The following is a 21189-nucleotide window of genomic DNA, read 5'->3' as shown; positions in this document are numbered from 1 at the left end:
ATCATGGCGGTACTTCCCTATAAACGCGTCCTGGTGAAGCTTTCCGGCGAGGCATTGATGGGAGGCGAGGCCTTCGGCATCGACCGGGCCACGGTCCGCCGTATCGCCGAGGATGTGATCGAAGCCGTCAAGCTCGGCGTCGAAGTCGCCGTGGTGGTGGGCGGCGGCAATATCTTCCGCGGCTCGCAGATTGCCGGCATGGGTCTGTCGCGGCCTGCAGCCGACTCGATGGGCATGCTCGCCACCGTGATGAACGTCATCGCGCTCGAAGCCCAGCTCGCATCGCTCGGCCAGTCCGCCCGCGCCATGTCCGGCGTCGCCATGCCGTCGGTGGTCGAGACCTATACGCGCCAGCAGGCGATGGAGCATCTGGCCAAGGACCGCGTCGTGCTGCTGGCGGGTGGTACCGGCAATCCCTTCTTCACCACCGATACCGGCGGCGCGCTGCGCGCTGCGGAGCTGGAATGCAATGTCCTGATGAAGGGCACGCAGGTCGACGGCATCTATTCCGCCGATCCCAAGAAGGATCCGGCCGCGACCCGTTATGATCACATCACCCATGACGAGGTCATCCGCAAAGACCTCAAGATCATGGATACGGCAGCGTTTGCGCTTGCCCGCGAGGCGCGCTTGCCGATAATTGTTTTTTCGATTCAACAACCCGGATCCCTGGCAGCCGTGCTGCGCGGGGAGGGGCGTTGCACCCTGGTCACTCCCTGACCGCTTCCGTCAAGAAATTTCGAGGGCAGGAACATGGCTGCATCATTCGATCTCGCCGAAGTCAAGCGTCGCATGGAAGGCGCACTCAATGCGCTGAAACATGAACTGGGCGGCTTGCGCACCGGCCGTGCCTCTTCTTCCCTGCTCGAGCCCGTGCATGTTGAGGCTTATGGCGCCAGCATGTCGCTGTCGCAGGTTGCCACCGTTTCCGTGCCCGAGCCGCGCCTGATCAGCGTGCAGGTCTGGGACCGCGGCATGGTCGGCGCCGTCGAGAAGGCGATCTTGAACTCCAATCTCGGTCTCAATCCGCAGACCGAGGGCCAGGTGATCCGCTTGCGCATTCCCGAGATGACCCAGGATCGCCGCAAGGAACTGGTCAAGGTGGCCCACAAATACGCCGAGTCCGCGCGTGTGGCTGTCCGCCATGTCCGCCGCGACGGCCTCGACATCCTGAAGAAGACGGAGAAGGACGGTGCCATCGGCGAGGACGAAGAAAAGCGTCTGGCTGATCAGGTGCAGAAGGCGACCGATGCGATGATCGCCGAAATCGACAAGACGCTCGTCTCCAAGGAGAAGGAAATCATGCAGGTGTGACGGAAGAGGGTTGCAGACTATCCGCAAGGACTATTCTACTTCCCCAATTCGACACCAATTATCCACTGTCTATCCGATGATCGTTCGATAGAATTCGTGCCAGCCGGTTCGGCGGAGAAGCTTCGAGGCACCAATGTTTGGCAGGGACGAAATCGACGATACCACCGTGGCGGCCCCGCCGGCTCATGTCGCCATCATCATGGATGGCAATGGCCGTTGGGCCTCCAAGCGCCTGATGCCCCGTTTCGAGGGGCATCGCCGGGGGGTCGAGGCCCTCAGGCGGACCGTCCGCGCCGCCGCGGAACTGGGCATTCGCTATCTTACGCTCTACTCCTTCTCCTCGGAGAATTGGTCGAGACCTCGAACCGAGGTCGACTATCTCATGGGGCTGGTGAAGCGTTTTGTTCGCAACGATCTGGCGGACCTGCATGCCAACAATGTTCGGGTGCGCATCATCGGCGAGCGCGAGGGGCTCGATGCCGAACTTGCCGAACTCCTGGTCGAGGTCGAAAACCTCACCGCAGCCAATACGGGGCTGACCCTTGTGGTGGCGTTCAACTATGGCGCCCGGCAGGAGATCGTCGCTGCCGCACGGCGCCTGGCCCAGCAGGTGGCAGAGGGGACGCTCAATCCGCAGGACATCACGGCCGATGCCCTTGCGGCCAATCTTCATACGCATGATATTCCGGATCCGGATCTGGTCATTCGGACCTCTGGCGAACAGAGGCTTTCCAATTTCCTGCTTTGGCAGGCGGCCTATGCCGAATTCGTCTTCGTTCCCCTGCTCTGGCCGGATTTCGATCGGCGCGCCCTGGAGGCTGCGCTGGCCGAATACCATGCGCGTGATCGTCGTTTCGGGGGGCTCGGCGAGGCCAATCCGCCCCGTCAGGCCAATTCCGGCTAGGGCAATATCGTCGGCGTGCCTGTGGGGGATGATGTGAGAGCAGTTTTGTGTCGGGGGATAGCGGCTGGCCGTCCGCGGGGGACGGTTTCATCCGCCCGTGGTCTCTGACATGGCGGGCGTATCCAAGGCCAACTGGTCCGATCTTTCCATCCGTATCGCCTCGGCCCTGGTCATGGCCGGGCTGGCGCTGGCCACCGCTTGGTGGGGCGGGCCGCTTTTCGCGTTGTTCTGGTTTCTCGCAGCCGCAGCCGTCCTGTGCGAATGGCTGTTCCTGATCGCCGGCGGCCGACGGGATTGGTTGATCGTTGCGCTTGGTGTCGGCTTGCTCGCGGTATCGACCGTGCTCGCCCAGGGCGGGCAGGGAGGCGCAGCCCTGCTGACAGTCCTGGGAGGCGCGGCGGTGATGGGGGGGCTGGCCTGGGGGAGAGGGGCGATGCAGCCTTTGCTGGTCGCGGCCGCCTTGCCCTATGCGGCCTGCGTGGTCTTGCCGGCTACCCTGCTAAGGTTGGACGAGCCCTATGGCATGCGTGCCATTTTCGTGCTGTTCGCCATTGTCTGGGGCTCTGACGTGCTGGCCTACTTTACCGGCCGCACCTTTGGCGGGCCGAAGCTGTGGCCGAGGGTCAGCCCAAAGAAAACCTGGTCGGGTTTCATCGGTGGTACGGTGTTTGCCGCCTTGGCGGCCGGCCTGGTTGGCGGCTCCCTTGTTCTGGTTCCCATAGGCGCGGTGCTGGCAGCGATCTCTCAGGGGGGCGATCTCCTTGAATCCGCCTTGAAGCGCCGCTTTGATGCCAAGGATGCGAGCCATCTGATCCCGGGTCATGGCGGCGTCATGGATAGGCTCGACGGCTTCCTGGCGGCGGCACTGGCCGCCTTGCTGATCGGACTTGTGCATGCCGGCTTGCACCCGGCCCAGGGCTTCATTGTGTGGTAGTGCCGAAAAAGCAGGGCGGTCTGGCCTGGCTTCTGGTGCGTGAGGGGAACGGATGATGGGTCTTCTGGATAGTTTCGGTCTCGGTGCTCTCGGCTTCGTGCCGTTCATCGTGATCATTTCCATCCTGATCTTCTTTCACGAGCTTGGGCATTTCCTGGTCGGGCGCTGGTGCGGCGTGAAGGTCGTGACCTTCTCGATCGGCTTCGGGCCGGAATTGTTCGGCTATGACGATCGGCATGGTACCCATTGGCGCATCGCGGCAATCCCGCTCGGTGGCTATGTGCGCTTCTTCGGCGATGCCAATGCCGCTTCTCTGCCCGATGAGGAGCGCAACCAGCTGATGACGCCGGAGGAGCGGGCGGTCAGTCTGTTCCACAAACCGGTCTGGCAGCGCATCGCCATCGTGGCGGCAGGTCCTTTGGCCAATTTCATCCTGGCCGCCTTCGTCTTCGCCGCCGCATTCTCGATTTATGGTTACCCGAATTCTGACGCCATTATCGGGCCGATCAAGGCCGATGGGCCGGCGGCCAAGGCCGGCCTGCGCAAGGGTGACCGGATCGTCGAGGTCAACGGCACCAAGGTCACACTGTTCGACCAGCTTCCGGAACTGATTTCGGCCGAGCCGGGACGTCCTGTGAATCTCACCATCGAGCGGGGGCAGGAGAGTTTCGACGTGAGCGTCACGCCGGAAACCCGCACCTTCACCACGCCGGATGGCAAGACCATTTCGCGGGCGATCATCGGCATCGGTCCCGGCGGCATGTCGCGTCTCGATCCGGCATCGGCGCTGTGGCAGGGTACCAAGGAAACTGTCCAAGGCATTGGTGCGTCAGCGAAATTTATCTACGATCTTTTTGCGGGCCGCGGTGATCCCAAACAGGTGACCGGCATTGTCGGCATTGCGGTAGCCTCCAAGACGATCACGGAAACCATCGGGCTCGCCGGCTTGATCCTGCTCACGGCAGGGCTGTCTATTTCGGTCGGCTTCATCAATCTGTTGCCGATACCGGTTCTAGATGGTGGTCATCTGGTCTTCTACGCCATCGAGGCGATCCGGGGCAGGCCGGTTGGAGCGCGCGCGCAGGAGTTGTCCTTCGGCATCGGGCTCATGTTGATAATTACAATCACCGTTTTGGTGTTGGGCCATGATCTGTCACAGCAATTATCGGGCGGCTGAGAGGGCGTGGCGGATTCGCAACGGTCTCCCAAAAAAGGACGGATGGCAGCCGGGGGTCGGTTTGCATGCGTCCGGAAACCCTGTAGAAGCATTTCCAATGAGAGCAATGCGGGCTGGCGAGGTTTGGCGTTGAACTCGACTTGGTTTGGTAAAAAGAGTGGGATTTAGACCCGATGGCAACAGCAATGTACAAGTTGAAGCTGGGCGTTGCCCTCGCGGCCGTCGCGGTTCCGTCGTTGTTCGGGGCCTTCGTGGCATCTCCCTTGGTGGGCACGGCTGAAGCCGCTCCGAGGAAGCATGTTGCGTCGCGCTCGGCGCCGATCGTCAACCGCATCGTGTTCGAGAAGAACAAGAAGGTCACCGCGGATCAGCTGTCTTCCATCATGGAGACCAAGCCTGGTAGCCAGGTGAACCAGGCTACCCTCAACGCCGATATCGATCGCATGCGTGAGGCCTATAACCGGACCGGTCGCTCGACGGTGCAGATTACCTACCGCGAAGTCCCGCTGCCGAACAATCGCGTCGACCTCGTCTTCACCGTGGCTGAAGGCTCGAAGGTCGGCATCGACTCGATCAACTTCGTCGGCAACAACAATTTCTCCGCCTGGCGCCTGAAGCGCCAGATGGCGACGGTCGAGAGCGGCTATCTCGGCTGGCTGCGCACCACCGACACCTACGATCCGGATCGCCTCGCCGGCGATGAGGAGCGTTTGCGCCAGTTCTATGTGAACCACGGCTATCCCGACTTCCGCGTCGTCTCCATCGTTCCGTCGCTGAACGAGAAGCAGGATGCCTATGTCCTGACCGTTACGGTCGATGAGGGCCAGTACTACAAATTCGGTCCTTCGCAGGTTGAATCCAGCATTTCCGACGTCAACCCGGCCGATCTCCAGGGCGACGTCCAGTCCTGGAACAACTGGACCTACCGCGGCGAGGACGTCGACAAGACCGTCGAGGACATGACGATCAAGCTGGCTGCTTCCGGCCATCCGTTTGCTCAGGTTCGTCCTCGTGCGGTTCGCGATGCCGGCGGCAACATCATCAGTGTCAACTACGTCGTGGAAGAGGGCGCGAAGGTCTATATCGAGCGCATCAATATCCGCGGCAACACCCGCACGCGTGACTATGTGATCCGTCGCGAGTTCGATATCGGTGAAGGCGACCCCTACAACAAGGCCCTGATCGAGCGGGCCACTCGCCGGCTGCGGAATCTGGGTTACTTCAAGAACATCCGCGTCACCAACGAGCCGGGCTCGGAGCCTGATCGCGTGGTCGTCAACGTCGAGGTCGAAGACCAGTCCACCGGCGAATTCTCGCTGGGCGGCGGCTACTCCACCTCGGACGGCTTCCTCGGCGAGGTCTCGCTCACCGAGCGCAACTTCCTCGGCCGCGGCCAGTATGTGAAGGCCTCGGTGCAGTATGGCCAGCGCACGCAAGGCTATAGCCTGTCCTTCACCGAGCCCTACTTCCTCGGCCAGCGTATCGCAGCCGGCTTCGACCTGTTCTCGAAGACGACTGATGACAGCGACTATAGCTACTACAAGGACCAGACTACGGGCGGCACGCTGCGTGCTGCCTTCCCGATCACCGAGAACTTCACCGTCGGCGTGAACTACACGCTTTATACGGAGAAGGTGTCGATTCCGGATAGGCGTTACAAGGACGGTGAATTCGACAACGGCGAAGCGTCCTGGGCGATCAAGGAATTGGCGAATGGCGGTAATCGTCTCGTTTCCATGATCGGGTACACGTTAACCTACAACACGCTCGACGATCTCAAGCAGCCGAGCTCAGGTTTCTATGTCCAATTCAAGCAGGACATTGCCGGTCTGGGTGGCGACGCCAAATTCATCAAGCAGTCGATTGATGGTCGGTATTACTATTCGCTAACCGATGACCTTACCTTGATGGTCCGCGGTCAGGGCGGCTATATGCATGGCTTCGGCGGCAAGGATAATCTGGCGATCGTCGACCAGTTCAGCCCCGGTCCCGATCTCGTACGTGGCTTCGCTCCGGGCGGTATCGGTGCGCGCGACATTGCCGGCGGTGCCAAGGGCAATGGCCTGGGCGGCACCACCTACTTCGGCGGCACGGTGGAACTGCAGTTCCCGATCTTCGGCCTGCCGCGGGAAGTCGGTCTGCGCGGCGCCGTATTTGCTGATGCCGGTACGCTCTATGGCTATGGCGGTAAGAATTTCGCTATCCAGTATCCTGGACAGTTTAAGCTTGTCGACGAGCACAAGATCCGCTCCTCTGTCGGTGCCAGCTTGCTGTGGGCTTCGCCGCTCGGACCATTGCGCTTCGACTACGCCTACGTCCTGACCAAGGCAAAGCATGACGACACGCAGGCCTTCCGCTTCGGCACGATCGTCAACTATTGATGAGCTGACCTTACGTTTTCGCCGGCCGGTCCCTTCGGGGCCGGCCGGTTTTTTGTTCGCACAGTGGCATCCCCGGGATATCGCAACGAACGGACATATTCGGTGTTTTGCATCGCGGCCCCTTCATCGTGTATGGGCTGGCGCATGAATGTTCGGACCGGTAACGCTTTTGCAAAGGGACTGGTCTATTCATAATGGAAAAGATCACCGGTTTCGGAGCAGCCACTCGAAGCCGGATTTGGAGGGGCTGACCGTAGCGTGGACTTGATGACGGATCCGGTATTCTTTCACGCGCGCAACCGCCTCACCGTTGCCGATATCGTCGAGCTCACAGGCGCGGAACCCGTGGCCGGCCTGTCGCTGGACCTGACGGTCGAACGCGTTGCGCCGCTCGACCAGGCCGGGGAAGGCGATCTGAGCTTCCTCGAAAATCCGCACTACCTGCCGATGCTAGAAACGTCCAAGGCTGCGGTCATCCTGATCTCTCCCAAATTCGTCGATCGTGCCCCGAAACATGCACCGCTGCTGGTGGCGCGCGAGCCCTATCGCGCCTTTGCCCAGATCGGCATGGCCCTGTTCCCGGATGCGGCGCGCCCCCAATCCTTCTTCGGCGCCAAGGGGATTTCACCGGGTGCCGTCGTGCATCCCGAGGCGAGGCTCGAGATCGGCGTGACGGTCGATCCGGGTGCCGTCATCGGGCCCCGTGCGGAAATCGGGGCCGGCACTATCGTCGGCGCCAATGCCGTGATCGGTCCGGATGTGCGGATCGGGCGTGACTGCTCGATCAGTCCCAATGTCGTGATCCAGCATTCGCTGGTCGGCAATCGCGTCATCATCCACGCCGGGGCATGCCTTGGCCAGGATGGTTTCGGCTTTTCGATGGGGCCGCGCGGCCATCTCAAAGTGCCGCAGGTCGGCCGTGTCGTCGTGCAGGATGATGTCGAGATCGGTGCCTGCACCACCATAGACCGAGGTGCCAATCGGGACACCATCATCGGTGAGGGTACCAAGATCGATAATCAGGTGCAGATCGCCCACAACGTGATGGTCGGCCGGCACTGCGTGCTGGTGTCCAAGGTCGGGATCTCCGGTTCGACCGTTCTGGAAGATTTCGTGGTGATGGGCGGCGCCTCTGCCACGGTTGGCCATATCCGCATCGGCATGGGTGCCCAGATCGCCGGCGCCGCCAATGTCAAGGATGATGTGCCGCCGGGCGCACGCATGGGCGGCACGCCGGCTCAGCCGCTGGGCGATTATGCCCGCGAACTGGCTTTGCTCAAGAAGCTGGTCAAGAATTCGCGGGTTCGGTCGGGGCAGGGAACGGATGAGGGATCCGCTCCCTGAGGGGGCGAAATGGAGTTTGGCTTAAGCGCTCTGGCCGAAGGCCGAGCCGGTTCAGGAAACGAGACCTATATGAGTGAAGCAACCCCTGGAACGCTGGAAACTGCAGATATCGGCAAGCTCCTGACGTTGCTGCCGCATCGCTATCCCTTCCTGCTCGTGGATCGCATTGTCGAAATCGATGGCGACAATTCCGCCGTCGGCATCAAGAACGTCACCTTCAACGAGCCGCATTTCACCGGCCATTTTCCCGAACAGCCGGTGATGCCGGGCGTGTTGGTGATCGAAGCGATGGCCCAGACGGCCGGCGCGATTTGTGTGCTCAGCACGGAAGGCAAGGCCAAGCCGAAGGTCGTCTATTTCATGACCATCGACGAGTGCCGTTTCCGCAAGCCGGTCACGCCGGGCGACCAGATGCGCTTGCACCTGACCAAGCTGAAGAATCGCCGCAATATGTGGTGGTACAAGGGTGAGGCCAAGGTTGACGGCGTCACGGTAGCCGAGGCTGTGGTTTCCGCCATGCTGGTTACCGAATAATGGTCGGGGGGGCTCAACAGACCATTCATCCCACCGCCGTCATCGAGGCGGGAGCGAAGCTCGGCGAGGGCGTCAGTATCGGCCCGTTCTGCGTCGTCGGGCCTGAAGTGACGCTGGCGGACGGTGTCACGTTGCATTCGCATGTCGTGGTCACTGGGCGTACGAGCATCGGTGCGCGTACCAAGGTGTTCCCCTTCGCCTCGCTGGGGCACCAGCCGCAGGATCTCAAATATGCCGGTGAGCCCTCCGATCTCACCATCGGCAGTGATTGCCTGATCCGCGAAGGGGTGACGATGAACCCCGGCACCAGCGGTGGCGGCATGCACACCGTGGTCGGCGACCGCTGCGCCTTTCTTGCCAATTCCCATGTCGGGCACGACTGCAGGCTCGGCAACAACATCATTCTCTCCAATGGCGTCTTGCTGGCTGGCCATGTTTCTGTCGGCGACTACGCCATTCTCGGCGGCGCGGCGGCGGTGATCCAGTTCGCACGGGTCGGCGCTCATGCTTTCGTCGGTGGCCTGTCCGGCGTCGAGAACGATCTGATTCCCTTCGGCATGGCCCTGGGCGATCGCGCCAGCCTGGCTGGCCTCAATATCGTCGGCCTGAAGCGCCGCGGCTTCGGGCGGGAACAGATCCATGCCTTGCGCCACGCCTATCGCATGCTGTTTGCCTCCGCCGGCACCTTGAAGGAGCGGGTCGAGAGCGTTGCCGAGACTTTCGCCGATCAGACGGCGGTCATGGAGATCGTCGATTTTGTGAGAGCCGGGGGCCATCGTGCCCTGGTGACGCCGCGCGATGCGGCGGCGCGCGATCTCGCAGGCAGCGAGGCGTGAGCACACCGCCTGTTGCCGGAGTGGTTTCGGCCTTGCCTGCCTTGGCGGTCATCGCCGGGGCAGGGCGTTTGCCGGCCGAGATCGCGGCAGAGGCTGCAAAACGGGGTGAGACTGTCGCGATCTTGCCTTTGAAGGGCTTCGCCGACGCCGATTTTGCGGGCTACGCCCAATATCCCGTCAGCCTGATCGATCCGAAGGGGGTTCTGCAGGAATTGGCCCGGGCGGGCGCCGGCCGCGTGGTCCTGGCCGGCGCCGTGCATCGGCCGGGGCTTGGCATGGTACGCTCAGGTATCCAGGCTGTCCGGCATCTCGATGAAATCCGCAACGTGCTCGAGGGCGGGGACGACAATCTCCTGCGGGGCGTGATCGTGTTCCTGGAAAAGCACGGCTATGCGGTCGTCGGCGTTCGTGACGTCGCGCCGGCGTTGATGGCGCCCGTGGGGCCGCTTGGCCGCTTGTCGCCGAGTTCAGCCGAACTAGAGGGGATCACCATCGGCCGGCGTGCTCTTGTCGCCATGGGCGCCGATGATATCGGCCAGGGTGTGGTCGTGGCCCAAAAGCGCGTGCTGGCCGTCGAGGCGGCCGAAGGTACCGACAATATGATCCGGAGGGTGGCTCTTTTGCGCCGGCCTGGCTTGCTCGGACGCCTGTTGCGCCATGGCCGACCGCCCGTGGCCGAGCAGGATGGTGGCGTGCTGGTAAAGGCAGCCAAGCCAGAGCAGGATTTCAGGGCCGATCTTCCGGGCATCGGCCCGCGTACCGTGCGTCTCGCCAAGAAAGCCGGTCTCGCCGGTATCGCCATCGAAGCGGGCAATGTGCTCGTGCTGGAGCGTGATGCCACCATCGCGGCGGCCGACGCGGCCAGCCTATTCCTTGTCGGGGTGTGACGATGACCGATCGGCCCTTGAAGATCGCTATCGTCGTGGGCGAACATTCCGGCGACCAGCTCGGTTTCAAGCTGATGCAGGCCCTTCGGGCCCAGGCGGGTATGCCTGTCGTGTTCAAGGGCACTGCCGGTCCCGCCATGACGCGCGAGGGCATGGAGAGCCTGTTTCCTCTCGACGACATTGCGGTGATGGGCTTTGCTGCCGTGATCGGCCGCTTCCCCACGATCTACCGACGGGCCTGGCAGGTGATCGATGCCATCGTTGCCGATCCGCCCGATGGCCTGGTGATCATCGACAGCCCGGATTTCACCCATGCCGTCGCCAAGCGCGTGCGCCGGCGTCTGCCGCATCTGCCGATCATCAACTATGTTTCGCCCAGCGTGTGGGCCTGGCGCCCCGGCCGGGCCGTGTCGATGCGGGCCTATGTCGACCATGTGCTCGCTCTGCTGCCGTTCGAACCCGAAGCCTATCGCCGGTTGAACGGTCCGCCCTGTTCCTATGTCGGCCATCCCCTGATGGAGCGCCTGGGCGAATTGCGGCCCGATGCCGCGGAGGAGGCGATCCGGCAGGGAACGCAACCGGTGGTGCTGGTGCTTCCCGGCAGTCGCTCGAGTGAAGTAGGATTGCTGACCGAGGATTTCGGCAGGACGATCGAGCTCTTGTCGACCAGGATCGGACCTTTCGATGCCGTGCTGCCGACGGTGTCGCGCCATGCCGAACGTTTGCGACAGGCGACCGCCGGCTGGGCTGTGAAGCCGCGCGTCATCACCGACTCCGATGAGAAATACGCGGCCTTCCGCCGGGCGCGGGCAGCGCTGGCGGCATCGGGCACCGTGACGCTCGAACTGGCCCTGGCGCAGGTGCCGATGATCGGCACCTATCGCTTTCCTGCCTGGGAGGCCTTCCTGGCAAGGCGTCTGGTCAAGGGCCGTTTCTTCCTGCTGCCCAATCTGATTCTCGATCGGCGGGCGGTACCCGAACTTTTCCAGGAAGAAGTCGTGCCGGAACACCTGGCCGACCTGATGACTGGATTGCTGGGGGATACGGACGAGCGGCAAGCCCAGATGCAAGCCTTCGACGAGATCGATCAGCGCATGCAGGTCGTGGGGGAAACACCCTCGCAACGAGCGGCCCGCATCGTCCTGGAAACCATCGCCGGCAAGACGAAGTGAACGCTTCGAGCATACGAAACAGAGGCTGGAAACCAAAAGGGCGGATCTGAGGATCCGCCCTTTGTTCTTCTAGAGAAAAGGGCGATTTCGCTGAATCGCACTTTTCTCTAACCTTTTGTTTTGACGCGTTTTCTTAATCGAAAAGTCTATCAACTTTTCTGGAAAACGCTCTAGCGGCGCTGGGCCGGTGAAACGTAGTCGCGACGGGCTGCGCCGGTATAGAGCTGGCGCGGGCGGCCGATCTTCTGGGAAGGATCCTCGATCATCTCCTTCCACTGGGCGATCCAGCCGACCGTGCGGGCAAGGGCGAACAGCACGGTGAACATCGAGGTCGGGAAGCCCATCGCCTTGAGGGTGATGCCCGAATAGAAGTCGATGTTGGGATAGAGCTTCTTCTCGATGAAGTATTCGTCGTGCAAGGCGATGCGCTCGAGCTCCAGCGCCACCTCGAGCAGCGGGTCATCCTTGTGACCGAGCTCGTTCAGCACCTCATGGGTGGTGCGCTGCATGATCTTGGCGCGCGGATCGTAGTTCTTGTAGACGCGATGGCCGAAGCCCATCAGGCGGAACGGATCGTTCTTGTCCTTGGCCTTGGCGATATATTGCGGAATGCGATCGACGGTGCCGATTTCCTGGAGCATCTTGAGGGCAGCCTCGTTGGCACCGCCATGAGCGGGGCCCCACAGGCAGGCGATGCCGGCCGCGATGCAGGCGAAGGGATTGGCGCCCGAGGAGCCGGCGAGGCGCACCGTCGAGGTCGAGGCGTTCTGCTCGTGATCGGCATGCAGGATGAAGATACGATCGAGCGCGCGGGCCAGGATCGGATTGGGCTTGTAGTCCTCGCAGGGGACCGAGAAGCACATGCGCAGGAAGTTGGACGGATAGTCCAGATTGTTCTGCGGATACACGAAAGGCTGGCCGATGGTGTATTTGTAGGCCATCGCAGCCAGGGTCGGCATCTTGGCGATCAGCCGCATCGACGAGATCATGCGCTGATGCGGGTCAGAGATATCGGTGGAGTCGTGATAGAAGGCCGAGAGGGCACCGACGGAGGCGACCATCACCGCCATCGGATGGGCGTCGCGGCGGAAGCCCTGGAAGAAGCGGGCCATCTGCTCATGCACCATGGTGTGGCGCGTGACGCGATAGTCGAAGTCCGCCTTCTGCGCGGCTGTCGGCAGTTCGCCGTAGAGCAGCAGATAACAGGTTTCGAGGAAGTCGCCATGCTCGGCAAGTTGCTCGATCGGGTAGCCGCGATAGAGCAGCACGCCCTCATCGCCATCGATATAGGTGATCTGAGATTCACAGCTCGCCGTCGAGGTGAAGCCCGGATCATAGGTAAACATGCCCGTGTGCTTATAAAGGGGCGCAATATCAACAACCGTCGGACCAACGGAGCCGGCCTTGGTTGGCAATTCGATTGCCTTGTCACCAATAGTCAGAGTCGCCGTGTTACCGCTCATGCAATCCTCCTTGTACGGAAATACGCGGTCACGCCTTGGCCAGAAAGGAGCCCCCCGGCTCAAGTAAGGCCTACGTATCGCCGATCCGTCGGTGTTGGGTAGACCATTTGCTGCAATGCCGCAAGAAAGACGAAGAGGTGAACTGTCGGTTCGGCGACAGGCCTGGCAGCAATAGTCCAGGGTGGGGTCGATTGCCCCACTTTGACGCGAAAGCTTTCCAAATCTTTCGCGCCAAAGCTGCGAAAAATACACCTATTGCGTGAAACCCGATGCGCGGGAAACACAATCATGCGGCGCTTGGTCTCAGCCAGCCTGATCCTTCAGCCGGGCCAGGCTTTCTTCGCGACCGAGGACGGCCAGCACGTCGAAGACCGGTGGGGAGGTGGTACGGCCGGTGAGCGCAGCCCGCAGCGGCTGGGCGAGCGAGCCGAGCTTGGCGCCGGTTTCCTCGGCCGCGGCCCGCACCGTGGCCTCGGTCGCACTGGCGCTCCATTCGGTCAAGGCTTCGAAACGCGGCAGCAGCAGGGCGATGGTCGCGCGCGCTTCCTCATTCAGCATGGCCTTGGCCTTGTCGTCCAACGGCAGGGGGCGCGAGACAAACAGGAAATTGGCGCCATCCAGCAGTTCCACCAGGGTCTTGGCGCGTTCCTTCAGGCCCGACATGGCGGCGAGCAATTGGGAGCGCCTGGCACCATTGCCGGCGGCGAGTTGGGCAGCGAGGTCAGGGCCATTGGGAATATGGGGCAGCAACTGGTCGATGGCGGCGAGCAATTCCTCGTCCGTGGAGTTGCGCATATAGATGCCATTGAGGTTTTCGAGCTTCTTGAAATCAAAGCGGGCGGCTGATTTGCCGATGGCACCCGTATCGAAATGCTCGATCATCTCCTTGGTGGTGAACACTTCCTGGTCGCCATGGCTCCAGGACAGGCGCACCAGATAATTGCGCATTGCCGCCGGCAGGTAACCCATGGCGCGATAGGCATCGACGCCGAGTGCGCCATGGCGCTTGGAGAGCTTGGCGCCATCGGGCCCATGGATCAGCGGAATATGCGCCATATGCGGCACCTCCCAACCCATGGCTTCATAGATCTGCTTCTGGCGGGCGGCATTGGTGAGATGATCGTCGCCGCGAATGATGTGGGTGATACCCATGTCGTGGTCGTCGACCACCACGGCCAGCATATAGGTCGGCGTGCCGTCGGAGCGCAGCAGGACGAGATCGTCGAGATCCTTGTTGGCCCAGCGCACGGTGCCCTGGACGTCGTCATGAATGACAGTCTCGCCCTCGGTGGGGGCACGCAGGCGGATCACCGGCTTGACGTCCTTGGGGGCGGTCGCCGGGTCGCGGTCGCGCCAGCGGCCGTCATAGCGCGGCGGCCGTCCTTCCTTGCGGGCGAGCTCGCGCATCTCCTCGAGCTCCTGCTGGGTGGCGTAGCAATAATAGGCCTTGCCCTGAGCGAGCATCGACTCGGCGACCTCGCGATGACGAGCCGCGCGGGAGAACTGGAAAATCGGATCGCCGTCCCAGTCGAGGCCGAGCCAGGCCAGGCCGTCCAGGATGGCGGTGATGGCGGCATCGGTCGAACGTTCACGATCGGTGTCCTCGATGCGCAGCAGCATCTTGCCGCCCTTGGCCCTGGCATAGAGCCAATTGAACAGCGCCGTGCGGCCGCCGCCGATATGGAGGAAGCCCGTGGGGGAGGGAGCAAAGCGGGTGACGACAGGAGTAGACATCGAAGTTGGCAATTCCAAAAGGCAGGGAGAGCGAAGCCAGAGCGAAGCAGCATAGAGGCGGAAGTGTGGAGGCCCTTGGCTAACCCGGATCACATCAATAAGCTTGGGGCTTTAGCACAGGGTTTCATCGGGCGGTAGCGGCGGGGGCGCCTTTGCCTGAGAATGATCGGGGCCGCGCGCGAGTTGGTGTCCTTGGCGGAAAGCCGGGACAGCGGGGATTGGCATTGCCTGGTGGCATGCTGTTCGGGCAGCGGCTGCTGGCCTGGGTGGCAGCCGCGCTTGCAGCCGAGATGGCCGCCTTCGAGCTTGCTCTCGTCGTTCCGATCTTTCTGGGTCTGGGCGTCATTGCCTATTTCGCGGCACCGGAAGAGCCCGGTCTTGTCTTTCCGGCATTTCTTACCGTGGGCATGGCCTGCCTTGCCTATGGTTTGCGAGGGCGCTGGGGGTTGCATGTCGGCCTGGTCTGCCTGACGGCGGTGGGAGCGGGCTTTTGCTCGGCCGAGCTGCGTACGATGAGCGTCGCCGCGCCGCAGCTTTCGCGTTCGATGGCGGGAGCCGTCACAGGCCTCGTCCTTTCGGTCGAGCCCCGCCTGGGCAGCAGTGCCCGCATCGTCATCAGACCGGTCTCGGTGGAGAAACTGGAGCCCGCAGCCATGCCGGCCCGCATACGCCTCACGGTCCGCAAGGGCAGCGAAATCCGTGCCGGCGACAGCGTCAGCCTCAAGGCCGTCATGCGACCGCCCCCGCCACCGGCCTTGCCGGGCGGCTATGACTTTGCCCGCGATGCCTTCTTCGACGGCATTGGCGGCGTTGGCTTCGCAGCAGGCAAGATCTCGCCCGCCGCCAGTCCGGTCGAAGCAAGCTGGGCGGAAGCCTTCACTATCTGGATCGATCGGCAGCGCAACGCTCTGACCCGGCGGATCGTCGAGACGATACAGGGGGAGAATGGGGCGATCGCCGCATCGCAGGTTACCGGCAAGCGCGGCCAGATACCCGGCGATGCCAACGATGCGCTGCGCGCTTCCGGCCTCTACCATGTCGTTTCGATTTCCGGCCTGCACATGGCGCTGTTTGCGGGTGGGCTGTTCGGCCTCATCCGCGCCATGCTGGCCTTGTCGCGCCGCATCGTGCTCTACCGGGGCACCAAGGAACTCGCTGCGCTGCTCTCGCTGCTGCCGGCGGCGGCCTATACGCTGTTTTCCGGTGCCGAGGTCGCGACCGTCCGATCCTTCCTGATGACGGCCATCGTGCTGCTGGCCGTAGCTCTGGGACGCAATGCCATCACCCGGCGCAACGTCGCCCTGGCCGCGAGCTTCGTCCTGTTGACGACACCGGAGCAGCTTCTGGGGCCGAGCTTCCAGATGTCCTTTGCGGCAGTGGCGATGCTGGTGATCGCACATGAGCAATGGAGCCGGCGTAAGCGAGAGAAATCTGCGATGGCGTGGGAAAGGGCCATTGGCGGCGCCGTGACCTTGGTCCTTGCCATGATGCTGACGACGATCGTCGCCTCGCTCGCCACGGCGCCGTTCTCGGCCTTTCATTTCCATCGTCTTACCTTGCAGTCGCTGGCCTCCAACCTGGTCGCGACTCCCATCGTTTCCTTCCTGATCATGCCACTCGCCATGCTGGCGCTGGTGGCCGAGCCGTTCGGCTATGGCGCTCCATTCTGGCAGGCGATGGGTTGGGCGGTCGGCCTGTTCATGCAGGTGGCCCGTTCGGTTGCTACCTGGCCCGGTTCCGACCTCGTGATGCCGCAATTTTCGACCGTTGCTCTCGGATTGTTCGCCCTGACGCTGGTTCTGCTGACCATCCTGCGCACGCGCCTGGCTTTGCTGGCCTTGTTGCCCCTTGGCGGGGGTATTGCCCTGGCCGCGACAGCGCCGCTGCCGGCGGCCTTGTTCGGCGCCAACGGCTATGCGGCCCTCGTTCGCAAGGGCGATCAATTGACCGTGCTCGCGCAGCGGTCCGATGCTTTCACCGTTCAGCAATGGCTGCTGGCCATGGGTGATCGGCGCAAGCCGGAGGATCCCACTCTGGCAGCGCAGCGCCTATGCGATAGGGAAGGTTGTTCCGCGCCTATCGAGGAAGGCGGGGTCTTCATGCTCGACAAGACGGCGAATGCGGCGGAGGAGGATTGCGGGCGCGTCAGCGTCCTGGCCGGGCCGGTTTCGATCGGTGCCCGTTGTGCCGCGCTTGGCCTGACACTGGACCGAGAGCTGATCCGTGCGGCGGGTTCGATCGCGCTCTATGCCGGCCCGCGTGGCGGCGACGGCCGCCTCACCTGGCGCATCGTCATGGCGCGTGACCTCGAGGGGGCCCGTCCCTGGGCTCCGGCCAGAACGAAGCCGGTTGCCAGTGCCACGCCTCCCGCTACGCAGGCTCCGCTTGTCGATTCGCCTCGGGGCTCCCCCATCCCCGACGCAGATCTGGGACCTTCGCAGCCGAACGCTGACGACTGACATATGCCCAGGGGGAAGCGCCTGGGTTCTCCGCGCCGCGGATCAGCGCTCGCGCATCGCCTGGGACGACACCTCGACAAGGGGCGAGAAGAGATATTCCAGGACACGCCGGCTGCCGGTCTTGATCTCGACGCTTACCGTCATGCCTGCTCCGAGCGGCACCTTGTTGCCGTCTGCTGCAATGAAGGTGGTCGAAGGAGTGAGCGTGACGGGATAGACGAGTGCCTGAACCCTCGAAGCGCCGGCAAACATATCCTGCTGTCGGATGGCCTGCGTCGGGTCGCCTTCGGCGCGCTGGGCTTCCGGCGCAGGGATGGAGTCGGCGGCGACATGCGTCACGAGGCCGGAGATCGTACCGTAGCGGGTGAACGGGAAGGCCTCCACCTTGACGATGGCCTCCTGGCCCTTATGGACGAAAGCGATGTCCTTGTTCTCCACATAGGCTTCGATTTCGAGCGTGGCATTGGCTGGGACCACCCGCATCAATTCCTGGCCTGTGGTCACGACCTGGCCGATGGTGGTCACGGAGACGGACTGTACAGTGCCGTCAATCGGGCTGGTCAAGGTCTTGTGTTCGAGGCTCGCCTTCGCCTTGATCAGGCGATGGCTGAGGTCATCGGCCTGGCGTTCGGCATTCGCCTTTTTCTGGGAGTTGTCGCTGATGAAGGCATCCCGGATCTTGGTGGCTTCAACCGTGAAGGTGACCATCTCGGCCTTCGCCTGCTCCAGCCAGCCATTGTTGGCGGCGAGGGCGGATTTTTCCGACTGGAGAGCCTGGAGCGCGTCAAACAGGTTCGTGCGCGTGCCGGCATTCTTCTCCATCAGCGTGTTTCTCATGTCGACCCGGCTCTGCAGGGTCTCTATCAGGGTCGCCTGGGAAGTCGTGGTGGCGATCAGCCGATCACGTTCCGCCGTCTTCACCGCCTTCTTGGCAGCCAAGCTGTTCAACTCGGCGCGCAGGCTTGCCAGGTCATCGCGCAGCACCTGTTCCTCGCGTGCACGCACATTGGCGGGAATGGTCTCGGGCCATGGGATGGCGGGGGCTATATCGACGATGTTCTTCTCCGCAGTTTCGATCGCTGCCCGTCGGCGCAAGGCTTCGGCTTGATAGGCGGCCAGGCTTGCCGCGATGTTGCCGACGTCGGCCTCGGTCTCGACGGTGTCGAGTTCAACGAGGATGTCCCCGGCCTTCACATGCGCGCCATTGTCGACCCGGATCGCCCGAATGCGTCCTGTTTCCAGAGGCTCGATGGTCTTGATCTGGCCGATCGGCCGGATCTTGCCGGCAGCGACGGCAAAGATGTCGATCCGGCTGAAGTAGGACCAGGCCAGCGCGCTGGCAAGGAAACCGCAGATCAGCAGCAGCAGCGCCAGCCTTGCCGGAGACGCCGGGGTTTCCAGAATTTCGAGCGCCGCCGGCAGGAACTCCTGATCGGATCGCCGCGGTGTGGGCCGCTTGCGTGCGGTGGAGAGTGAGGCGGTACTCACGATACGTCCTCCCCACTCGCCTGGCTGGTCTGCAGCGCCCACAGATGAGCATAGAGACCACCTTTTCTCGCCACCAATGCGTCATGCGTGCCGATCTCGACAATGCGCCCATCGGCCATGCTGATGATGCGGTTGCAGTTCCTGACGGCGGCAAGCCGGTGGGCGATGATGATGACCGTGCGCCCCTTGACGATCTGTCGCATGTTACGATGGATGACACGCTCGCTCTCATAGTCGAGGGCGCTCGTGGCCTCGTCGAAAATGAGGATCGGCGGATTGGTTGCCAAAGCACGGGCAATGGCGAGGCGCTGTCTTTGCCCACCCGAGAGATTGGCGCCGCGTTCCTCGATGATGGTCTCGTAGCCGCTCGGCAGCTTGCTGATGAATTCGTCGGCGCCGGCAAGGCGTGCGACCTGCATCACTGCGCCGCGTGACATCGTTGGATTGGCCAAGGCGATATTGTCGTGAACCGAACGGTGAAACAGCAGGTTTTCCTGCAGGACCACGCCGATATTGCTGCGCAGCCAAGCCGGGTCGACCTGTGAAATATCGGCTCCGTCGAGAAAGATCTGTCCCTCTACCGGCGTGTAGAGACGCTGGATCAGCTTGGTCAACGTCGATTTGCCCGAACCCGACGGACCGACAATGCCGATCACCTCGCCCGGATTGATCTGCAGGGTGATGGTTTTGAGAACTTCCGGCAAACCGGCTCTGTAGCGGAAGGATACGTTCCGGAAGGCAATCTGTCCGCGCGGCGTCGGCAACGCCAACGGCATCCGGGGTGAATGTTCCGGAACGGTGTTGAGAATGTCTCCCAGTCTTTCGATGGAAACCTGCACCTGCTGGAAATCCTGCCACAACTGCGATAGGCGCAGGATGGGTTGCATCACCTGCCCGGAGATCATGTTGAAAGCAACGAGTTCGCCTACCGTGATCTCGCCGCGGATCACGGCCATGGCGCCGAAAAAGAGCAGGGCGGCCGTCATCAGCTTGCTGACATATTGAATGGCGTTCTGGCCGATGCTCGCCAGGAGCGTTGCATCGAAGGCCGTGCGGACATAGGCGGCGAGCCGCTCCTCCCATTGCGACTGCGTAGCCGGCTCGACGGCCGCGGCTTTGAGCGTCTGGATGCCCACCACGGTCTCGACCAGGAATTGCTGGCTTTCGGCTCCCGTGTTGAACTTCTGCTTGACCTTGTCTCGCAGATGCGGACGCACCAGCAGGGTGATGATCAAATAGAGCGGGATCGCCGCGATGACGATCAGCGTCAGCTTCCAGGAATAGAGGAAGAGAACGGCGATGAAGATGAAGGTGAAGAACAGGTCGATCGCCGAGAACAGGCCCTGGCCTGTCAGAAAGGAGCGTATCGTCTCGAGCTCCCTCACGCGGGCGACGGTCTGGCCTGCCGCCCTGGTCTCGAAATAGCCGAGCGGCAAGCGTAGCAGGTGATGGAAGAGGCGGCGGCCAAGCTCGACATCGATGCGGCTCGTCGTATGCGAAAGGACATAGGTGCGCAGATATTGCAGCGAAACGTCGAAGACACCGATGATCACCAGGCCGAGGACCAGCACGAGGAGCGTCGAATAGCCCTGATGCACCAGGACCTTGTCGACGATCACCTGGAAGAAGAGCGGCGTGATCAGCGCGAAGATCTGCACGAAGATCGATGCGACCAGGACATGGGCCAGTGGCTTGCGGTAGCGCCAGATCGAGGGCAAGAACCAGCGTAGGCTGAAGGCTTTTGGATCGATGCCAGGGCCCTTGAGACGGCGGGCGACCAAGATGACCTCCGGCTCGATCTGATCGAGCAGGTCCTCCACCGACACGCCGCGTGCCACGCGCGTGACAGGATCGACCAACCGATAGTCTCCGGAGGCCATCAAGCCTCCATAGATGGCATGGGCCCCCTCCCGCAGCTTGACGATGGCCGGCACCGGAATGGACTGCAGGCGTTTGGCCTTGGCCGCATTGATGGTGCGAGCCTTGAGACCGACGATGGCTGCGGCTCGAACCAGATCGACATTGGTGCTCTCTCTGTTTCCCAGCGCAAGCTCCCGGCGCATATGCATGGGATCGGCTGCAATTCGGAAATAGTTTGCCACACCGCATAGCGCAGCGAGGCCGGAGTCGAGTTTCTCTGGCTCTCCCGTGCTCTGTGATATTTCGTTCATGAGTGGAAGACCTCGGGCGACCTAGTCGCAAGTGCTCGCAGTGGCAAGGAACGCAAACTAACCGACCATCATCAATTCAACCCGGATTTAATCTTACGACCAACTGACAACGCCGCCGTTGCGACAGTGCGACGATTTTACAGTACATTACAAAGAAAGATCGTTAAAGGACCAAATCATTAATTGGCAGGCAGGTCTGTATAAATGACAAATAAGGGTTTGGGCGTTTTTGCAATGAATTTCAATGTTCTATAATATTTTTATAATAAATTTTAGTTTTAAATATGATTGTGAAAATCTTTTCAAGGAAAAATTTTGATAAATTAGACTAAATATCCAGCGTAAATTTCTATTATAAAAATCGTGTTTTGTTTTTGGGGCGAATATTGCT

Annotated in this window: 16 protein-coding genes; 12 read left to right on the top strand and 4 right to left on the bottom strand. The window is 62.0% G+C overall.

From position 1 onward, the window contains the following. Positions 1-3 precede the first annotated feature (3 nt). The 11 genes from pyrH to lpxB all read left to right on the top strand — a co-directional run bounded on the left by pyrH (position 4) and on the right by lpxB (position 11483). The gene (gene pyrH, locus ABXS05_RS04010) at positions 4-720 is read left to right on the top strand and encodes a UMP kinase (protein WP_068296050.1); all 717 of its coding nucleotides are present in this window, start codon (positions 4-6) and stop codon (positions 718-720) included. 33 nt (positions 721-753) lie between these two features. Continuing rightward, the gene (gene frr, locus ABXS05_RS04005; RefSeq protein WP_367623001.1) at positions 754-1314 is read left to right on the top strand and encodes a ribosome recycling factor; all 561 of its coding nucleotides are present in this window, start codon (positions 754-756) and stop codon (positions 1312-1314) included. A gap of 133 nt (positions 1315-1447) precedes the next feature. Then, complete coding sequence (locus tag ABXS05_RS04000) at positions 1448-2218, top strand: isoprenyl transferase (protein WP_367623000.1); 771 nt, start codon at positions 1448-1450, stop codon at positions 2216-2218. A gap of 109 nt (positions 2219-2327) precedes the next feature. Continuing rightward, on the top strand, positions 2328-3152 hold the full coding sequence (locus ABXS05_RS03995; protein ID WP_311935037.1) for a phosphatidate cytidylyltransferase: 825 nt from the start codon (positions 2328-2330) through the stop codon (positions 3150-3152). A 52-nt stretch (positions 3153-3204) separates the two neighbouring features. After that, complete coding sequence (locus ABXS05_RS03990; RefSeq protein ID WP_367622999.1) at positions 3205-4329, top strand: M50 family metallopeptidase; 1125 nt, start codon at positions 3205-3207, stop codon at positions 4327-4329. A gap of 173 nt (positions 4330-4502) precedes the next feature. Further along, positions 4503-6710 (top strand): outer membrane protein assembly factor BamA, encoded by a 2208-nt coding sequence (bamA, locus tag ABXS05_RS03985; protein ID WP_367622998.1) that lies wholly within the window; start codon positions 4503-4505, stop codon positions 6708-6710. Between the two features lie 267 nt (positions 6711-6977). Beyond that, on the top strand, positions 6978-8054 hold the full coding sequence (lpxD, locus tag ABXS05_RS03980) for a UDP-3-O-(3-hydroxymyristoyl)glucosamine N-acyltransferase (RefSeq protein WP_367622997.1): 1077 nt from the start codon (positions 6978-6980) through the stop codon (positions 8052-8054). 69 nt (positions 8055-8123) lie between these two features. Next, a complete protein-coding gene (gene fabZ / locus ABXS05_RS03975) occupies positions 8124-8588 on the top strand; it encodes a 3-hydroxyacyl-ACP dehydratase FabZ (RefSeq protein ID WP_068296063.1) in 465 nt (154 codons plus the stop codon). Next, positions 8588-9424: an acyl-ACP--UDP-N-acetylglucosamine O-acyltransferase gene (lpxA, locus tag ABXS05_RS03970; RefSeq protein WP_367622996.1), complete on the top strand. Its 837-nt coding sequence runs from the start codon at positions 8588-8590 to the stop codon at positions 9422-9424. The genes fabZ and lpxA overlap by 1 nt, the downstream gene beginning before the upstream one ends. Continuing rightward, complete coding sequence (locus ABXS05_RS03965; RefSeq protein ID WP_367622995.1) at positions 9421-10311, top strand: LpxI family protein; 891 nt, start codon at positions 9421-9423, stop codon at positions 10309-10311. Before lpxA ends, ABXS05_RS03965 begins: the two co-directional genes overlap by 4 nt. Before the next feature lie 2 nt (positions 10312-10313). After that, positions 10314-11483, top strand: a complete 1170-nt coding sequence (gene lpxB / locus ABXS05_RS03960; protein WP_367622994.1) for a lipid-A-disaccharide synthase — start codon at positions 10314-10316, stop codon at positions 11481-11483. A 170-nt stretch (positions 11484-11653) separates the two neighbouring features. Here the strand turns inward: lpxB and gltA are convergent, their stop codons facing one another. Together gltA and gltX are read right to left on the bottom strand one after the other, a co-directional pair. After that, positions 11654-12946 carry a citrate synthase gene (gltA, locus tag ABXS05_RS03955; RefSeq protein WP_311935025.1) on the bottom strand — a complete coding sequence of 431 codons (1293 nt, stop codon included), beginning with the start codon at positions 12944-12946 and terminating at the stop codon, positions 11654-11656. Between the two features lie 303 nt (positions 12947-13249). Continuing rightward, positions 13250-14680: a glutamate--tRNA ligase gene (gene gltX, locus ABXS05_RS03950; RefSeq protein WP_311935023.1), complete on the bottom strand. Its 1431-nt coding sequence runs from the start codon at positions 14678-14680 to the stop codon at positions 13250-13252. Between the two features lie 218 nt (positions 14681-14898). On the opposite strand from gltX, the gene ABXS05_RS03945 reads away from it, so the two are divergent. Further along, the gene (locus ABXS05_RS03945; protein WP_367622993.1) at positions 14899-17139 is read left to right on the top strand and encodes a ComEC/Rec2 family competence protein; all 2241 of its coding nucleotides are present in this window, start codon (positions 14899-14901) and stop codon (positions 17137-17139) included. 42 nt (positions 17140-17181) lie between these two features. Here ABXS05_RS03945 and ABXS05_RS03940 read toward each other — a convergent pair whose 3' ends face one another. Next, positions 17182-18627, bottom strand: coding sequence for an HlyD family type I secretion periplasmic adaptor subunit (locus ABXS05_RS03940; protein WP_367622992.1), 1446 nt, complete (start codon positions 18625-18627; stop codon positions 17182-17184). Continuing rightward, positions 18624-20798, bottom strand: a complete 2175-nt coding sequence (locus tag ABXS05_RS03935; protein WP_367622991.1) for a type I secretion system permease/ATPase — start codon at positions 20796-20798, stop codon at positions 18624-18626. Before ABXS05_RS03935 ends, ABXS05_RS03940 begins: the two co-directional genes overlap by 4 nt. Positions 20799-21189: the final 391 nt, after the last annotated feature.

The sequence above is a fragment of the Labrys neptuniae genome (assembly GCF_040797145.1).
Lineage (GTDB): Bacteria > Pseudomonadota > Alphaproteobacteria > Rhizobiales > Labraceae > Labrys > Labrys neptuniae.
This window is presented reverse-complemented; position numbering and strand designations above follow the sequence as displayed.